Source organism: Paenibacillus oceani (assembly GCF_014705615.1).
Taxonomy (GTDB): domain Bacteria; phylum Bacillota; class Bacilli; order Paenibacillales; family NBRC-103111; genus Paenibacillus_AB; species Paenibacillus_AB oceani.
Map to the genome: position 1 here is coordinate 1 of NZ_JACXJA010000073.1, position 14,854 is coordinate 14,854.

Sequence of the window (14,854 nt, forward strand, 5' to 3'; positions counted from 1 at the left end):
TCTTCCCTCTCCTTGTCTCTTCAAGGTAAATTCCTCTTTTAATTCCAGTTTCTTTACCTTTCACTTTTTTGTACCTAAGTAGTTACCTTTCGTATGGAGATCGGGACGTTCTCCTGTCATGCGAACGCTTTTGGGACAACCTCTTTTTTTAAATCGTTCGCACAAAGGACTTCCGTTGGAGGGGAGGTTGACTCGGATTCTCCTTAGTGGAGCTCCGACTTCCTCTAATCCAGCCGAAAGCCTTCATAAGCAGAAAAACCGGAAGAAAAACTTCTGTTATTTCCCCGAATGACGGCAGTCGGGGGCCGGATTGCCAAAATAACGGAAACGAAGTTTCCGCTAAGACATCCAATTCGCCATTTGATCAGGAATAACGGAAGTAAAACTTCCGCAAGCGCGCTGAACCCTGGTGGGAAGCAAGTTTAACTTCCACCGAGAGCTCTCCCGGATTGTGCGTTTTGCCTCCCGACTGGTAATATGTCTACCAACCTCCACTAGCCCGCCAGCACGACCGCTACGAACATATCTAAGCACCAGCCCTGCCAGCACGACCGCCAAGAACACTTCTACGCACCAGCACAGCCAACGTTCGTTTCACGGACATGTCTACAGTCTGCTGGATAACATCAGCTCCACGCCTCACCCCCGCGCCGACATCCTGGCAACCGCCGGACCCGCCAATCTCTCCCGCCAATCCTCACGCCGGACCCGCCAACAACTCCAACCTTTCCCAGTAGCTTACAAATTGACAAGCGGCAAGCCAACATAATGATATTCATCCCGAGCGCCTGACAATTTATGATGAAAGGGTAGATCATTCGAAAACGTTTACACTTTAGAGAAGCGGAAAAAGGAGAGGATTGTTTTGAGTAAGAGGAGTTGTATGGCGATGCTGCTTGCCGGTGCGCTTGCGCTGGGCGGATGCGGCACGAATGCGCCAGGGGCGGGGGACGGAAGCGCAGCGGGTGGAACGGAGGAGAAGAAGCCTGCGGAGAAGCCGGCAGAGAAACCTCCCGAGCCGGTCACGTTGAAGTTTCACCAGCTTGGCGTTTATTTCACGCCGGAAGATTTTAAATTGTTGCTCGCCGATCCGGTCAAGAAGAAATATCCGCACATTACGCTGGAAATGATGAATTTTCCAGGCAATCTGGATAAGCTGCTCGCCACCGGAGAAACGGTCGATTTTCTCGTCACCTACAACGGCCAGTTAGCCCCTCACAAAGATCTTGACGTGCTCGAAGACATTACGCCACTTGCCAAAAAGCACAATTTCGATCTGAGCCGCTTCGATCCCGGCGCCATCGACGCCTTAAAAACCGCCTCCGACATAGGAGAGCTGTACGCCCTTCCGTATGCAGTCAATCTAAACGCACTTTATTACAACAAAGAAATATTCGACAAATTCGGCGTTGCGTACCCGAAAGACGGAATGACTTGGGAAGAGGCAGTTGATCTTGGAAAAAAATTGACCCGTTTAGATGGAAACGTGCAGTACAGAGGAATCGAGGTCGACAATTTGAACCGTCTTCTGTTCCCGCTGTCCCTCAACATAATCGATGCCAAAACAGACAAAGTCATGGTTGGAACCGAGCCGTACAAGGCGGCATTCGAAGTCGGAAAGCAAATGTTCTCGATCCCTGGGAACGAATATAAAACCGACTTGAACAACCGATTTATGAAGGACAGGAATGTAGCGATGGCGGGGACGGTCAACTTGTTTTTGAGCTTGAAGCAGCTCCCTGATTTCAACTGGGACGTCGCCCAATTCCCCAGCTATAAGGAGCGTCCGAATACGTACGGGATGTACGACCTGCACCTGCTCATTCCGATGAAAATGAGTAAAAATAAGGACGATCAAATGCGCGTGCTCGAAGTAATGTTCTCGGATGAAGTGCAGACGATGATGACGCGCAAGACGGCGAGAATATCGACGCTTAAAGATCCTAAGTACGTTAAAGAGTACGCCAAGGACATTCCCGAGCTGAAAGGAAAGCGGATCGAGAGCATTTTCAAAAGCAAGCCTGCGCCCGCCCAAGCATTCTCCAAACATTTTTCCAAGGCTAGTGCCCCTCTCACTGCTGAGTATGTGGAATTTGTAAACGGCAAAATCGATATCAACACGGCTCTTAGAAATGCAGAAGAAAAAATAACTCAAATCATCAAGGCGCAGACTAAATAATCGGCTCCCCAAAAGTGGAGCCGGTCTCCCAAGCATTTTGCAACTACTTTTGGGGAGTCCCCCTGATAGGAGAGCATGCATGAATTCGATTACGGAGGTTTTGCTATGAGTTTGGTGCAAGGTATGAACGTAAAATGGTTCGGGGCCACAGGTGATGGCGTTACCGACGACTCCGACATTATCAATGCGGTACTGCAGCAATTCTCCAACGTGTATATGCCTCCGGAACATACGTATTGTATCACGAAACCGTTGATCGTCCCGGATGGCAAGTCGCTGTACTCCAGCGGTACCGGAGCCGTGATCAAAATGCTTACGCCCAATACTGCCGGGATAGAAGTAGGGCAGCTGTCAAGCATGGACACATTTACGATTATTCCTGCCGTGGGCAATACCGACGAAGAGGGTTGTGCCGTCCGGATCCGCGCAAGCCCGACCTCCACGCGCGCCCGAATCAGCAACCTTTACATCAAAGGAGTAGACTTCACGTCCAATGGCATATTTGCCAAAATCAATCAGGACACGATTGCATTCTCGGTCATAGAAAACATCTGCTGCGAGAGGCTCAAAAACGCGATCCGATTTGAATCGACTGCTTCTCCTCAAACGACGTACGTGAATGGAAATATCATTAACAACATTGTAGTGCGTTCTACGGTTCGCGCCTTTTATTTCGGCAAAGGATCGGAAGCGAATGTAATCAACAACATTCAGTACAATGCGGGAGTATCGGCTGTTGAAGTGATGTATGTGGAAACGAACTTCAACCAGTTTAACGGCTGGTTTTACGATCTCGGAGCAGACGGCTATTCTGATAAGCTCGCCACCTTCGCCGGTACGGCCCAAGGCAACATCATCCGTTCGGCTGGCGTCTACCAGACGAATTGGAAAATAATTGACAATTCGAATCTTAAAAACAACTATTTTCAAAACGACCATAGCCATGTGCATGAACAAATTGCGATGTCCTCTTATTTGCCTCACGCGTTCTTAACGTCGGCGGATCATAAAAAATGGGGCTACTGGTTCCGCTTCAAGCCCTATGAAGGGGAGCAGGACAACATCCTCGCTTACGGGGACAAGATTAATACGGTGACGAATGAAGGAGTGCCGTTAGCCGGAGGACAACTTGGCAAAGCATTTGACCCTTTCGGTTATTTGTCGACAAATAAGCCGTACTGGCAGCCCGGCACCGGTCAGCAGGCGGTTGTGGATATCGCGATTCAGGAGCCGAATACGGCAGCGAAGCGGCTCGACTTCATGCAGGTGGTGTTTAGTGCGGGGGCCGAAGCGAAATACGTAAAGTTCCAATATTTCGACCCGGACACGTCCGCCTGGAAACTGGCTAAAGAAATAACGAACAACGATAAACGGTTCGCTTACTGGCATATGGATGTGCAAGCAATTTCCAGGGTGTCCAAGCTTCGGTTTACATTGGGGGACCCGGCTGTTCCGGCAACCGGTATCAAGGTCGAACGTTTCGTAGCCCGTATGTTATGTTCGACAGGATTAACGTTCGTTCCCCGGGGTGGAGGGACAATAGTCGGCGATATGGATTTTTATAATGCCGGTGTTGGTCCGGTTGTCACGACTCCCGATGGGACAAAAAAGTATCGGCTTGGGGTCGACAATAACGGAGCGCTCACAGTTGTGTTGGTGTAAATTTCCATAATGAAAAGGAGGGAGGACGTTGAAGCAGCTGCACGAGAATGAAAGCCGGGAAGAAGAAGGCGGGTCGGCAAACGAGAAATCCGTATCGCAATCACTCATAAGCCGGAGAAAAATGATGGCAGGCTTCGGCCTTGCCGGAATGGCGGTCGCGTCAGCAGGATTGCTTGGCAGCAACATGATTCGAGCGGATACTCCTCTTCAAGAGTCGGTATACGGATCGCATAAAAATGATGCATGCACAGACAGTATCGCAGAACTTCGTAAGATGGACGGTTCCTCGTGCAAGACGGTTCTCGTACGAGGCTACTATGCGGCAAATGATGGCGGCGGAGGGCTGTTCTATTGGGACAACGGTTCCACGGCGCCGGAGAACGGCGGGACAGTTATTATTCCGATAGGAAAAAGAGAAAGGGGAAGGTGGATGAGAAGTTATTAAGTGAACTGCTGCGCCCATTTGAACGTATTCGTGTTCCGGATCCCGCATTCGTCTATGCGGGGTCTTTTGTTTGATAGGATCTGAACTTGTTTAGATGCAATGGAAAGTAGTTAATAATTGACAGCAAAAGGAGTTTCTGATTATATTCGTTGTATACTGCTCCCAGGAGGCACGCTAATGAACGGATATAAAGAGTATCCCAGTGAATTTATGGAAATGATTTACTACACGCCGTCCGATTTGGAAAAATCGATAGGTGTGTGTCCGACAAATGCCGGGAGGATGATAGCCAAGCCGAATTATCAAGCGGGGCCCAAAATGATTGTTTATTATATCCTGGAATTCGTGTTGGAGGGGCAAGCCGTTCATTGGGTAAATGATCAACAAATCGTATATAACAAAGGTGATTTATTTTGCATCTTTCCGGATATAAGTGCGCGGTGGGGACTCGTTGCAGGCAATCCGAATCTGAGGATGTCGTGGTTCAGTATAAAGGGGGAAGGCGTAAAGCCTTTGCTGGCTGCAATTGGTATAACCGAGGATCGGCCTTACTTGCGCAATGTATTTTTACCCGGATTACTTGGACTACTGCAGCAATTGGTGGACGAATTCCGGCATCTTCACGCCGGAGAGAACTTTTTCAGATGGCTTGCCAAAATGTACGAGCTGTTCGATCTGCTGGCAGTCGTCGCTCGGCGCGAACGTCAAGCCCTTTCGGAGAAAGGTTCTCCCGGCTGGATTCAAGAAAGCGTAAGCTTTATGCAAATGTACTATACGGAGAACATTACGGTTCAGGACGTAGCGGATTACATAGGCGTCCACCGCTCCTATTTCTCAGCTGAGTTTTCGAAGCGGCAGGGTATTCCGCCCGTTCAATATTTACAGCGATTGCGGATGGAGAAGGGGGCTCAAATGCTGCTTGAAACCGAGTTTCTCATTACCGATATCGCGCTTTTCCTCGGCTATCCCGACCTATATACGTTCACCCGCGCCTTCCGCAACTACTACAACGTAACGCCAAGCAAACTCCGCACGAATCCGGACGTCATTATCGAGAGGGAGAATGAGCCGTTAGGCCAGATCGGTCGGAAGCGAGAAGAAAGCCTCAACCTCAGGTTGAAGCCCTGCCCGGACAGCCGCGAATCATACTTATACAAGTTATTTTCGAAATGCAGCCAAGAAGCGGATTAAGCGAACCGACCGGCACATCTTATTTCCGGCTTCCGTTAATCCAGGAGCCGCCAACTTCCCAGACATAGATATCTCCGTAACCGCTTGTGTTCGATAACGTCTTGCCGATCTTATACGATGCATTCGTCTTCGCGTCCGTCAGCAAAATCGGATACGACCAATCTCCGCTTTCCTTCCAGGTTCCGTAGCCTGCATCGTATTCGCTTGTCGAACTGTTCCAATTAAACGTAGAATCGGTAAAGGCAAACGTCCTGTCGCTGTTAATATCCAGGAAGCCGTCGGGCGATCCGGCGAACACCGTGGTCGTTCTTGTTTCTGCGGCGTAGTTATCCGTTGTGTAGGCTCCTCCTTTGACGAATAACGAGTAGGAGCCGATTAATTCCTGAACGGCGGAGTCCGCTTGCGGCTCGGAAGACTCAGGCTCGGAAGTTTTTGTTCCGGCTATGGCACCGTCCGCTTGCCCAGTCCCGGGTTCAAGTGATTTCCCGGACCCCGGCGCATTGATGCTGATCGTCGACGTTTCAATGTCGAAATCCACTTTTTGCTGCAGCTTTTCGCTGATGAACCGCACGGGCACGAACGTGGAATCTCCGATTCTTTGCGGCGGTACGTCGAGCGTAATGGATTGGCCGTTAACGATAGCGTGGCTTTGATCCAGCCACAGGATCAGCGTGCTTCCGTGTAACGTCAGCGTGATTTTCTGCTCGGCGGTATCCCACACGAGGCCGGCGCCAAGCGCCTCGGCGATAAAGCGAAGCGGAACCATCGTTCTCCCGTCGACCAGCCTTGGCTTAAGCGAATCGTCCAAAGTCGTAAACCGCCCGTCGATCAGAACGACATTGTGCAGAAGACTCAAAACTATAATCGGCGGCGTCTCAGACGATGCAGTGTCCGGCGATGGCGTTGCAGGTGACGAAGGCGAAGGAGCGGCCGGAGCCGACGGTGCCGAAGCAGGCGGTGCGGCAGGAGTCGTCGCATGCGTCGCCGGTGCCGCAGGCGATGGAGCGGCTGGTGCCGATTTTACCGGATTCGCCGGAGTTTCCGTTGCGGGCGCTTCCAATACATAGCTGAAAGCGATCGCGGAATTGCTCATGCGGTCGATGCGGAGCTTCGCGAACGTATGATCATGAAGCGTCATCAGGTAGACGCCGCCGACCTCGAGCGTTTCGCTGGTTTTGAAGCCGGAGGACGGAGGGAGCGTCGCCGTTTCCAGCTTTTCGTTCAGCTGCATGACGCTGCGCGCCCCGATTGTGGAAGACGACATGACAAAATCGGCTTCGGCCTCTTCCTTGGTGAGCGCTTCCGATGCAAGATTCAGGCCTCCGAACGCAAGCTCATAGTTGGTAGCGATAATTCCGTTATAAAGCGGGGAGTAAGTTGCAGAGCGCGGCTGCGACCAGCCGATATTCTCCGCCGCCCAAGCCGCCTTGGCGGGTAAAACCGCTTGCAGAACGGCGCTTATCAGGAAGGCTGCGATCAGGATCGTCAGACCTCCTGCATTCATGAACCGATATCCGGTTCGCGGTGTTGCTGCATGTGCTGGGAATGTCTTGCGCATTCTGTGACCTCCATAGAATTAGTGAACGATCTCCAGATCAGCTTACCATCCCGGAGCTTACAATTTTCTTACAATTCCTTCGAATGGCTCGACATTTTGACTGCTGCCTATCATAATAAATACAGCCAAATACCATTTTCACACGCCATAAACAAAGGAGGGAAGCAATGGAGCGGAACGGTTTGAAGATATGCCGATGGAAGTCTGGCTGCCGCCGATCCGGTACGAATGAGAAATGACGGGTCTCCATTGCGGAACAGATGAAAAAAATACTGGTAACCGGATTTGTGCCTTTTCTTCATTATCCAATCAATCCTACCGAGCAGTTGGCGAAACAAATAGACGGCGAGCGGATCGGCGAGTATGAGGTGATCTCGGCGGTGCTGCCTGTCGAATTTGCTTCGTCGTCGGCGGCTTTGCTGCGCAAATACGAGGAGGTTTCGCCGGATGCGGTCATTTCCCTGGGGCTCGCGGCAGGCCGGGACCGGATTACGCCGGAGCGGATCGCAATCAATTGCAGCGACGGGGATGCGGACAATTCCGGGGTCGTCTGCCGGGATCAGACTATTGCGGAGGACGGTCCGGCCGCCTATTTCACGACATTGCCGTATCGGGCAATGATCAATCGTTTGCTCGAGCATGGCATTCCTGCCCAAATCTCGAATTCGGCGGGAACGTATTTGTGCAACAACGTTATGTATCAGATGTTGCATCGTTTGCATCAGGAGAACAGGCAGGATCAGGTGCGATCCGGCTTTATCCATATCCCTGCCTCGCATGAGCTGGCGCTCTTGATGAAGAGAAGCGTTCCGAGCTTCGCGCTGGAGACGCTGCACAAGGCGCTTCGGCTGATGATTCTGGAGCTGTCGGGAGTAAGCGGAGAGTAGTTTGGCTAAGGCAACATTCCAATGATCCATTAAAGCGAGAATCCTTGTAAAGCGCCTCCCATCCGCGATAAAATGAAAGTAGCAAGTTCGTTCTCATTCCCGGAGGTTGCGCCATGACGATCAAATGGATCGATTTGTCCCCGAATCAAATCGACATTTACGAGCAAAAGCATATGGGTGGTCATCTCGTAACCGAGCATCATCATCAGATCCACCAGATCTTGTTTGTGCTTGAGGGCGAAGGGAAGATCAGGCTGGAAGGGGAAACGTACGAGCTGGGGGGCGACGATACCGCCGTGCTGCTGCCGTATTCGGCGCATTCCGTCATGTCGGATTCCAGGCTGACGCTGCTTGTGCTGGCTTTTGAGCAGTCCGCGCTCGATCCGGAAATCGCCGGGGGGCTGCTTCACGCTTATTTTCAAACTTCGGCGCTGATGAAGCCGAGCGCCTTTATCGGAAGCGAACTGCGCCAATTGCTGCGAAAAATGCTGTTCGAGCAATCGAAGCCGCACTCGCCGCTCACCCGCCTCTCCCTGAAAATCCATCTGTCCCAGCTGCTGCTTGCTCTCGCCCGTTCGCAGGAGGCGCCCGCGTCGCCGGCCGGTTCCGGCTCCAACTGGCTCCGTGCCGAGAAAATACGCAGCTACATCGATATGCACTATTACGAGCCGCTGACCGCGGCCGATCTGGCCGGCAAGCTCGGTATCAGCACCCGGTACGTCAACAATATTTTCAAGGAGCGCTACGATACGACTCCGATTCAATATTTGACGGAGGTTCGGATCGGGCTTGCCCGGAAGCTGCTTGCCGATACCGGCAAAGATATTATCTCGATCTGCTTTGAGGTCGGCTACGATTCCGTATCGACTTTTTACCGGACGTTTAAGGCGATTGTCGGCATGTCGCCGAAAAAATACAGAGAAATCGGCAAGCCGGAGGAACCGGGCGATCTGGGCTAATTTCCACCGAACCGAGCGGCGTTCGGCGTCAGGGGTTAGGAGCGCGCTGCCGGTTCTGTCCGTCGAGTTCAGAAATGGCGGCAATTGATGCGCCCATACAAAATCCAGCTGCTGCAGCGTTTGCGCCGAGAACCGTTCGGCGTTTTTCTTTTGTCTTTTTTCGCATTTTGGTTCCGAATATGAGAATTCGTTTCCCTTAGTCGTAAGATTAAGCGCTCTCCCGGCGTATACAATGGCAGTATAAACCGAAGGGAGACATGAACATGAGCGTACGTAAAATCGGAATTATTATGAACGGCGTTACCGGACGGATGGGCACGAACCAGCATCTGATCCGTTCCATACTCGCGATCCGCAGCCAAGGGGGAGTCAAGCTGCCCGATGGAAGCGTCATCATGCCGGACCCGATTCTGGTCGGAAGACAAGAGAATAAGCTGAGAGCGCTTGCCGAGGCTCATGGAGTGGAACGGTGGAGCACCGATCTGGAGTCCTGTCTGGCCGATCCTTACAACGAGATTTATTTTGACAGCCAGACGACGGTCCGCCGCGCCGAGAGCATCAAGCAGGCGATCGCCGCCGGCAAACATATTTATTGCGAGAAGCCGACTGCAGTCGATCTGGACGGTTCGATGGAGCTGGCCCGGATCGCCCGCGAAGCCGGAGTCAAAAACGGCGTCGTGCAAGACAAGCTGTTCCTGCCGGGGATGCTGAAGCTGAAGCGGCTGATCGATTCCGGATTTTTCGGGCAAATTTTGTCCGTGCGGATGGAGTTCGGCTACTGGGTATTTGAGGGAGACTGGCAGCCGGGTCAGCGTCCTTCGTGGAACTACCGCAAGGAAGACGGCGGCGGCATTATCGTCGACATGTTCGCTCACTGGCGTTATGTGCTCGACAATTTGTTCGGAGAGGTGAAGGCGGTATCGTGTCTCGCAGCCACTCACGTGACGAAACGTCTGGATGAGCAGGGCAATCCGTACGAATGTACGGCTGACGATTCGGCATACGCGACGTTCGAGCTCGAAGGCGGCATCATCGTACAGGCGAACTCCTCGTGGACGGTGCGCGTAGACCGCGACGATCTGCTGACGGTGACGGTCGACGGTACGGAAGGCAGCGCGGTAGCGGGCCTTCGTGATTGCAAGACGCAGCATCGCGTCAACACGCCGAAGCCGGTATGGAACCCGGATATACCGAATCCGTTTGAATTCCGCGACCAATGGGTGCAAGTGCCGGACAACCAGACGTTTGACAATGCGTTTAAAGTGCAATGGGAGATGTTCCTGAAGCATATCGTGATCGACACTCCGTTCCCTTGGGATCTGCTGGAAGGGGCCAAAGGCACGCAACTGGCCGACCTGGGTCTGGAATCGTGGCGCGAGCGCCGCTGGATCGATGTGCCGAAGCTGAGCTTGTAGAAGGAGGAAGGACCGATGGCGAAAACGATTCGTCTCCCCCGCGCGGGGGGAGCTTTATATGACTATACGACGGGCAAATCGGCCGGATTCGACGTCCCGGCAAGTCCGTTCACGGGACGGGTCGCTTTCTCGGCGGCTCACGTCGTCTGCGATCCGTTCGCGGATGCCGATCCGTTGAATAACGCCCAGATCGACTGGAACGCCACGATTGGCTACCGTCACCATCTATGGTCGCTCGGTCTCGCCGTCGCGGAAGCGATGGATACGGCCCAGCGGGGAATGGGACTCGACTGGCTCCGGGCCAAGGAACTAATCCGCCGTTCGATCGCGGAGGCCCGCACGGTAGGCGGCCGGATCGCTTGCGGAGCCGGTACCGACCATCTGGCGCCCGGTCCGAAGGTGACGCTGGAAGACGTGGAAGCGGCTTATGAGGAGCAGGTAGGCTTCGTCGAAGGCGAAGGCGGGCAAGTCATCCTGATGGCCAGCCGCGCTTTGGCGGCCTGCGCCAGCGGTCCCGACGATTACGAGCGCGTATACGGCCGGATTCTGCGTCAGGTGAAGCAGCCGGTCATCCTTCACTGGCTCGGCGATATGTTCGATCCGGCTCTGGCCGGGTACTGGGGCTACCGGGACGATCTCGACGCGGCGATGGACGTCTGCCTGCGGGTTATCCGGGCGAATGCCGACAAGGTGGACGGCATCAAAATATCGCTGCTGGATGCGGAGAAAGAAATCCGCATGCGCCGCATGCTGCCGGAAAGCGTGAAGATGTATACCGGCGACGACTTCAACTATCCCGAGCTGATCCGCGGCGACGATCAGGGCTACAGCCATGCGCTGCTCGGCATTTTCGACGCGATTGCGCCAGCCGCCGCCGCTGCGCTTCATGCGCTGGATAGAGGCGACCTGGACCGGTATGAAGCGATTATGGCGCCTACCGTTCCGTTGTCGCGGCATATTTTCCAGAAACCGACGTATGCCTACAAGACGGGGATTGTGTTTATGGCCTACTTGAACGGACGCCAGAACCACTTCCGGATGATCGGCGGAGCCGAAGGGGCGCGTTCGATCGTCCATCTGGCCGATCTGTTCGTGCTGGCGGATCAGGCGGGACTGCTGGCCGATCCGGAGATGGCCGTAGACCGGATGAACGCGGCGCTGGCGCTGGCCGGTATCCGCTAAACCGGGCCGGGCCGACGCGGAAGGACATCACATAACCGGGAGGGAACGCTGCTGTGGAACGTTTACAAAATATAGATCGACTGAGTCTGAATCAAATCACGACCGACCGGCTGAATATGCGCGAAGCCGTCGAATGCTGCGTACGCGCCGAGGTGCCGTGGATCGCCCTGTGGCGGCATAAGGTCGCCGAAGCGGGCGTTGCCGAGAGCAGGCGGCTGGTGAAAGACGCCGGACTTCGTGTCTCCAGCCTGTGCCGCGGCGGTTATTTCCCGGCGGCGACGGCTGCCGAGCGGGCCGCCCGGATGGACGACAACCGCCGCGCCGTCGAGGAAGCGGCCGAGCTCGGCACCGACGTGCTGGTGCTCGTCTGCGGCCCTGCGCCGGACCGGGATATCGACTATGCGCGCAAGACGGTCGCCGAGTCGATCGCCGAGCTCGTGCCGTTCGCCCGTTCGCACGGCGTCAAGCTGGGCATCGAGCCGCTGCACCCGATGTATGCAGCGGAGCGTTCGGTCATCAATACGCTGGCGCAGGCGAACTCGCTTGCCGAGCGGTTCAATAAGCAGGACGTCGGCGTCGTTATCGATGCGTTTCACGTCTGGTGGGACCCGGAGCTGTATGCCCAGATCGAGAGGGCGAGAGGCCGGATTCTCGGCTATCACGTCTCCGACTGGATCGTGCCGGTGCCGGATCTGCTGATGGGCCGGGGGATGATGGGAGACGGCGTGATTGAGCTGCGCCGGATGCGCAAAGCAGTAGAAGCGGCCGGTTATGACGGCCCGATCGAGGTAGAGATTTTCAATCGCCAGGTGTGGGATATGGACGGCGACGAAGCTCTTGCCCTTATTAAAGAACGTTACCTGGAGCACGTGTAGCAGCCGCTGCACGTGCCTTATTATCCGCCGGACCGGGAACTGGCGCGCAAGCCGTTGCCGGTTCCGGCATCGATCCGGCAGGGGAGGGAAACGATATGAACAACTATCGGGCCGCGATCGTCGGGATCGGCGGATTCGGCTTCTATCACGTCAAGACCATGCTGGGGTTAGCCGGAGAAGGGCTCCTGGACATCGTCGCTTTCGCCGAGCTGAATATCGGGGCGTACCGAGAGACGTATGATGCGCTGACGGCGTCCGGTGCGAAGCATTACATCGATTACGAGGAGATGCTGGGCGCACACCCGGAAGCGGACTTCGTCGTCATCGCCACGCCGATCGCCACGCACAAGCCGATGTGCATCCGTGCGCTTCGCTCCGGTTTTCATGTCATCGTAGAGAAGCCGCCTGCCGTAACGGTTCAAGACATCGACGAGATGATCGCCGCGCAGCGGGAGAGCGGCCGGCTTTGTCAGGTGAATTTCCAGAATACGTCGGGCACGGCGTTCCGTCAGCTGCTGGATAGGCTGAACGCCGGAGCGATCGGCCGGATCACCGATGTGACCGGCGTCGGCATGTGGAAAAGGCAGCGCTCCTATTACGAGCGCACCCGCTGGGCCGGCAAGCTCGTATGCGACGGGCAGTTCGTGCTCGACGGGACGATCAATAACCCGTTCGCGCATCTGATGCACAATTGCCTGCTGGCCGCCGGCAGTGGCGATGCCGCCGCTTCCGCTCCCGACTGGGTGCAGGCGGAGCTGTACCATGCCAACGAGATCGAGGGCGACGACGTATCGTGCGTCCGGATCGGAACCGTCCGCGGCGTGAACGTCCATTTTTATGCGATGCTTTGCCATGAACGCAACGACGCTCCTTCGATCTCGATTCAGGGGACGGAAGGCGAGGCACTGTGGCATTACGATAACCGGCTCGAGATCCGGAGCGCCGGGAAGCCGGAGTATACGTTCCAGGGCGAGTCGGAGAATCTGATGCGGAATATGTATCTCAACTTGTTCCGGGTGCTGGATGGTACAGGCGAATCGTTGTACTCGCCGCTGGAAGCGTGCCGCAGCTTCGTCGCCGTGTCCAATGGCGCTCATCAGTCGTCCTGGGCGGTCCGCCCGATCGGAGAGCCGTACCGGATCGAACGCGAGGAAGGGCAGACGACCGTCCGTCTCGTGCCCGGCTTATCCGAGCAGATCCGGGACGCAGCCGAGCAGCGGAAGCTGTTCTCGGAATATCCGTTTCCGTGGGCGACCTCGACGAGTCCGTTCCGGATGGAGGGGTACACCCGGTTTGAGCTGCCCCGGGGTATGGCGTAGCTTAGCGTTAGCATTAGCGTTATGCACGGCTAGTGGGCATAACGCTTAGAGATTCAAGTGGAAAGGACCTCAACTTCCACAGTAAGTGGGGGCTGAGGTCCTTTTTCTGCCCTGCGTCAAGCGGGAAAGGACCCAATAGGAGCGGTTTGTACCCTCTATTTTGTCCGAAAACCGGCTTAGACACGGAATAAGAACGGTTTGAAGCTGCTAAAATCCGCGAAAAGGCTACAATCCCCATTAGTCGGTTGAAATAAGGGGTGGAAACCGCCTATTCGTCACCGTCATCCCCATATGCCGAAAATAGAGGGCGCCAGAAACTCTTATTTTGTTAAAGAGACGTACGTATTCTCATTAGGCGAAGCTGGATACGTTCTGCTCGTAAAGAAAGAGGGGGGCAGGCCGCACTGGAAGTCGATTTGTACTTCCAAAACCTCATCAACGAGCGGCTGATCCCAGTAACCCTTTCCCTTCCATGCACAAACGTATGAGTCAGCACGTTAAAGGACGGTCCGAGCTGTCTGGACGCCTTTCCTTGTAGATTCCCGATGGCGCGATATTAATCCTCTATGCTCATCCTTCCCGACGTTGCGCGAATTCCAACACCATATACGGTTTTTCCTAAGGCTCTGCCGATCCTAAATAACGGAAATGAAAGTTCCGCGAGCGACCGGACAAGGGGTTTGCAACCTTGTTACCACTTTTCACAGCACCGATCACTTGCGCCACCACGCGCCACCTCGCAACATTCCAACTGGAGCAGCAGACTGCGGCGCCCAGCGTTCTACGTGCGAAAGTTGCTCCGAAAAATGATAAGCTTCGATACCGAAGCCCTCCCTCGATAAATGCCCCTCTACGTAAGCGGCAGCTTCTCTTCGTTCAGAACGTCCCGGTCGCTTCCATGCCGAATCGAGCGTAACGTAACCATTCTAGTGCAAATAAAAACTGCCGCTAATCTGCGGACCGAATCTCAGATCGTACCTGGATTCGACCGCGATTAGCGGCAGTTTGTTTGTTATTGCATCTAATTTTCGCTCGACTTAATCTTCGATTGTCGACAAGTCGCCGGTCGGCAGGCCAAGCTCCCATGCCTTAAGCACGCGGCGCATGATCTTGCCGCTGCGCGTCTTCGGCAGCTTATCCTTGAACTCGATTTCGCGAGGCGCGGCGTGGGCGGACAGCCCG

11 protein-coding genes are annotated in these 14,854 nt (G+C 54.6%); 10 read left to right on the forward strand and 1 reads right to left on the reverse strand.

Annotated elements, in window-relative coordinates; all coding sequences use genetic code 11:
• Positions 1-865: 865 nt before the first annotated feature.
• The 4 genes from IDH45_RS33180 to IDH45_RS33195 all read left to right on the forward strand — a co-directional run bounded on the left by IDH45_RS33180 (position 866) and on the right by IDH45_RS33195 (position 5,477).
• A complete protein-coding gene (locus tag IDH45_RS33180) occupies positions 866-2,179 on the forward strand; it encodes an ABC transporter substrate-binding protein (protein ID WP_190932450.1) in 1,314 nt (437 codons plus the stop codon).
• A gap of 105 nt (positions 2,180-2,284) precedes the next feature.
• The gene (locus IDH45_RS33185; RefSeq protein ID WP_190932451.1) at positions 2,285-3,841 is read left to right on the forward strand and encodes a glycosyl hydrolase family 28-related protein; all 1,557 of its coding nucleotides are present in this window, start codon (positions 2,285-2,287) and stop codon (positions 3,839-3,841) included.
• Positions 3,842-3,869: 28 nt separating this feature from the next.
• Positions 3,870-4,286 (forward strand): hypothetical protein, encoded by a 417-nt coding sequence (locus IDH45_RS33190; RefSeq protein WP_190932452.1) that lies wholly within the window; start codon positions 3,870-3,872, stop codon positions 4,284-4,286.
• Between the two features lie 177 nt (positions 4,287-4,463).
• Entirely contained in the window at positions 4,464-5,477 is a 1,014-nt protein-coding gene (locus tag IDH45_RS33195) for an AraC family transcriptional regulator (protein ID WP_190932453.1), read from the forward strand.
• Positions 5,478-5,496: 19 nt separating this feature from the next.
• On the opposite strand, the gene IDH45_RS33200 is transcribed toward IDH45_RS33195, so the two are convergent.
• Positions 5,497-6,981 (reverse strand): copper amine oxidase N-terminal domain-containing protein, encoded by a 1,485-nt coding sequence (locus tag IDH45_RS33200; protein ID WP_190932454.1) that lies wholly within the window; start codon positions 6,979-6,981, stop codon positions 5,497-5,499.
• A gap of 314 nt (positions 6,982-7,295) precedes the next feature.
• Here IDH45_RS33200 and pcp point away from each other — a divergent pair, with 314 nt between their 5' ends.
• From pcp to IDH45_RS33230, 6 genes are all read left to right on the forward strand, one after another.
• A complete protein-coding gene (gene pcp / locus IDH45_RS33205; RefSeq protein ID WP_190932455.1) occupies positions 7,296-7,922 on the forward strand; it encodes a pyroglutamyl-peptidase I in 627 nt (208 codons plus the stop codon).
• A 113-nt stretch (positions 7,923-8,035) separates the two neighbouring features.
• A complete protein-coding gene (locus IDH45_RS33210) occupies positions 8,036-8,881 on the forward strand; it encodes an AraC family transcriptional regulator (protein ID WP_190932456.1) in 846 nt (281 codons plus the stop codon).
• Between the two features lie 263 nt (positions 8,882-9,144).
• Positions 9,145-10,296 carry a Gfo/Idh/MocA family protein gene (locus tag IDH45_RS33215; RefSeq protein ID WP_190932457.1) on the forward strand — a complete coding sequence of 384 codons (1,152 nt, stop codon included), beginning with the start codon at positions 9,145-9,147 and terminating at the stop codon, positions 10,294-10,296.
• Between the two features lie 15 nt (positions 10,297-10,311).
• Complete coding sequence (locus IDH45_RS33220) at positions 10,312-11,478, forward strand: dihydrodipicolinate synthase family protein (RefSeq protein ID WP_190932458.1); 1,167 nt, start codon at positions 10,312-10,314, stop codon at positions 11,476-11,478.
• 53 nt (positions 11,479-11,531) lie between these two features.
• Positions 11,532-12,353 (forward strand): sugar phosphate isomerase/epimerase family protein, encoded by an 822-nt coding sequence (locus tag IDH45_RS33225; RefSeq protein WP_190932459.1) that lies wholly within the window; start codon positions 11,532-11,534, stop codon positions 12,351-12,353.
• Between the two features lie 95 nt (positions 12,354-12,448).
• On the forward strand, positions 12,449-13,672 hold the full coding sequence (locus IDH45_RS33230) for a Gfo/Idh/MocA family protein (protein ID WP_190932460.1): 1,224 nt from the start codon (positions 12,449-12,451) through the stop codon (positions 13,670-13,672).
• Positions 13,673-14,854: the final 1,182 nt, after the last annotated feature.

Coding starts and splice junctions, on each gene's coding strand:
- IDH45_RS33210 (WP_190932456.1), top strand. CDS start 8,036: ATGACGATCAAATGGATCGATTTGTCCCCGAATCAAATCGACATTTAC.
- IDH45_RS33220 (WP_190932458.1), top strand. CDS start 10,312: ATGGCGAAAACGATTCGTCTCCCCCGCGCGGGGGGAGCTTTATATGAC.
- IDH45_RS33215 (WP_190932457.1), top strand. CDS start 9,145: ATGAGCGTACGTAAAATCGGAATTATTATGAACGGCGTTACCGGACGG.
- IDH45_RS33195 (WP_190932453.1), top strand. CDS start 4,464: ATGAACGGATATAAAGAGTATCCCAGTGAATTTATGGAAATGATTTAC.
- IDH45_RS33230 (WP_190932460.1), top strand. CDS start 12,449: ATGAACAACTATCGGGCCGCGATCGTCGGGATCGGCGGATTCGGCTTC.
- pcp (WP_190932455.1), top strand. CDS start 7,296: ATGAAAAAAATACTGGTAACCGGATTTGTGCCTTTTCTTCATTATCCA.
- IDH45_RS33200 (WP_190932454.1), bottom strand. CDS start 6,981: ATGAATGCAGGAGGTCTGACGATCCTGATCGCAGCCTTCCTGATAAGC.
- IDH45_RS33185 (WP_190932451.1), top strand. CDS start 2,285: ATGAGTTTGGTGCAAGGTATGAACGTAAAATGGTTCGGGGCCACAGGT.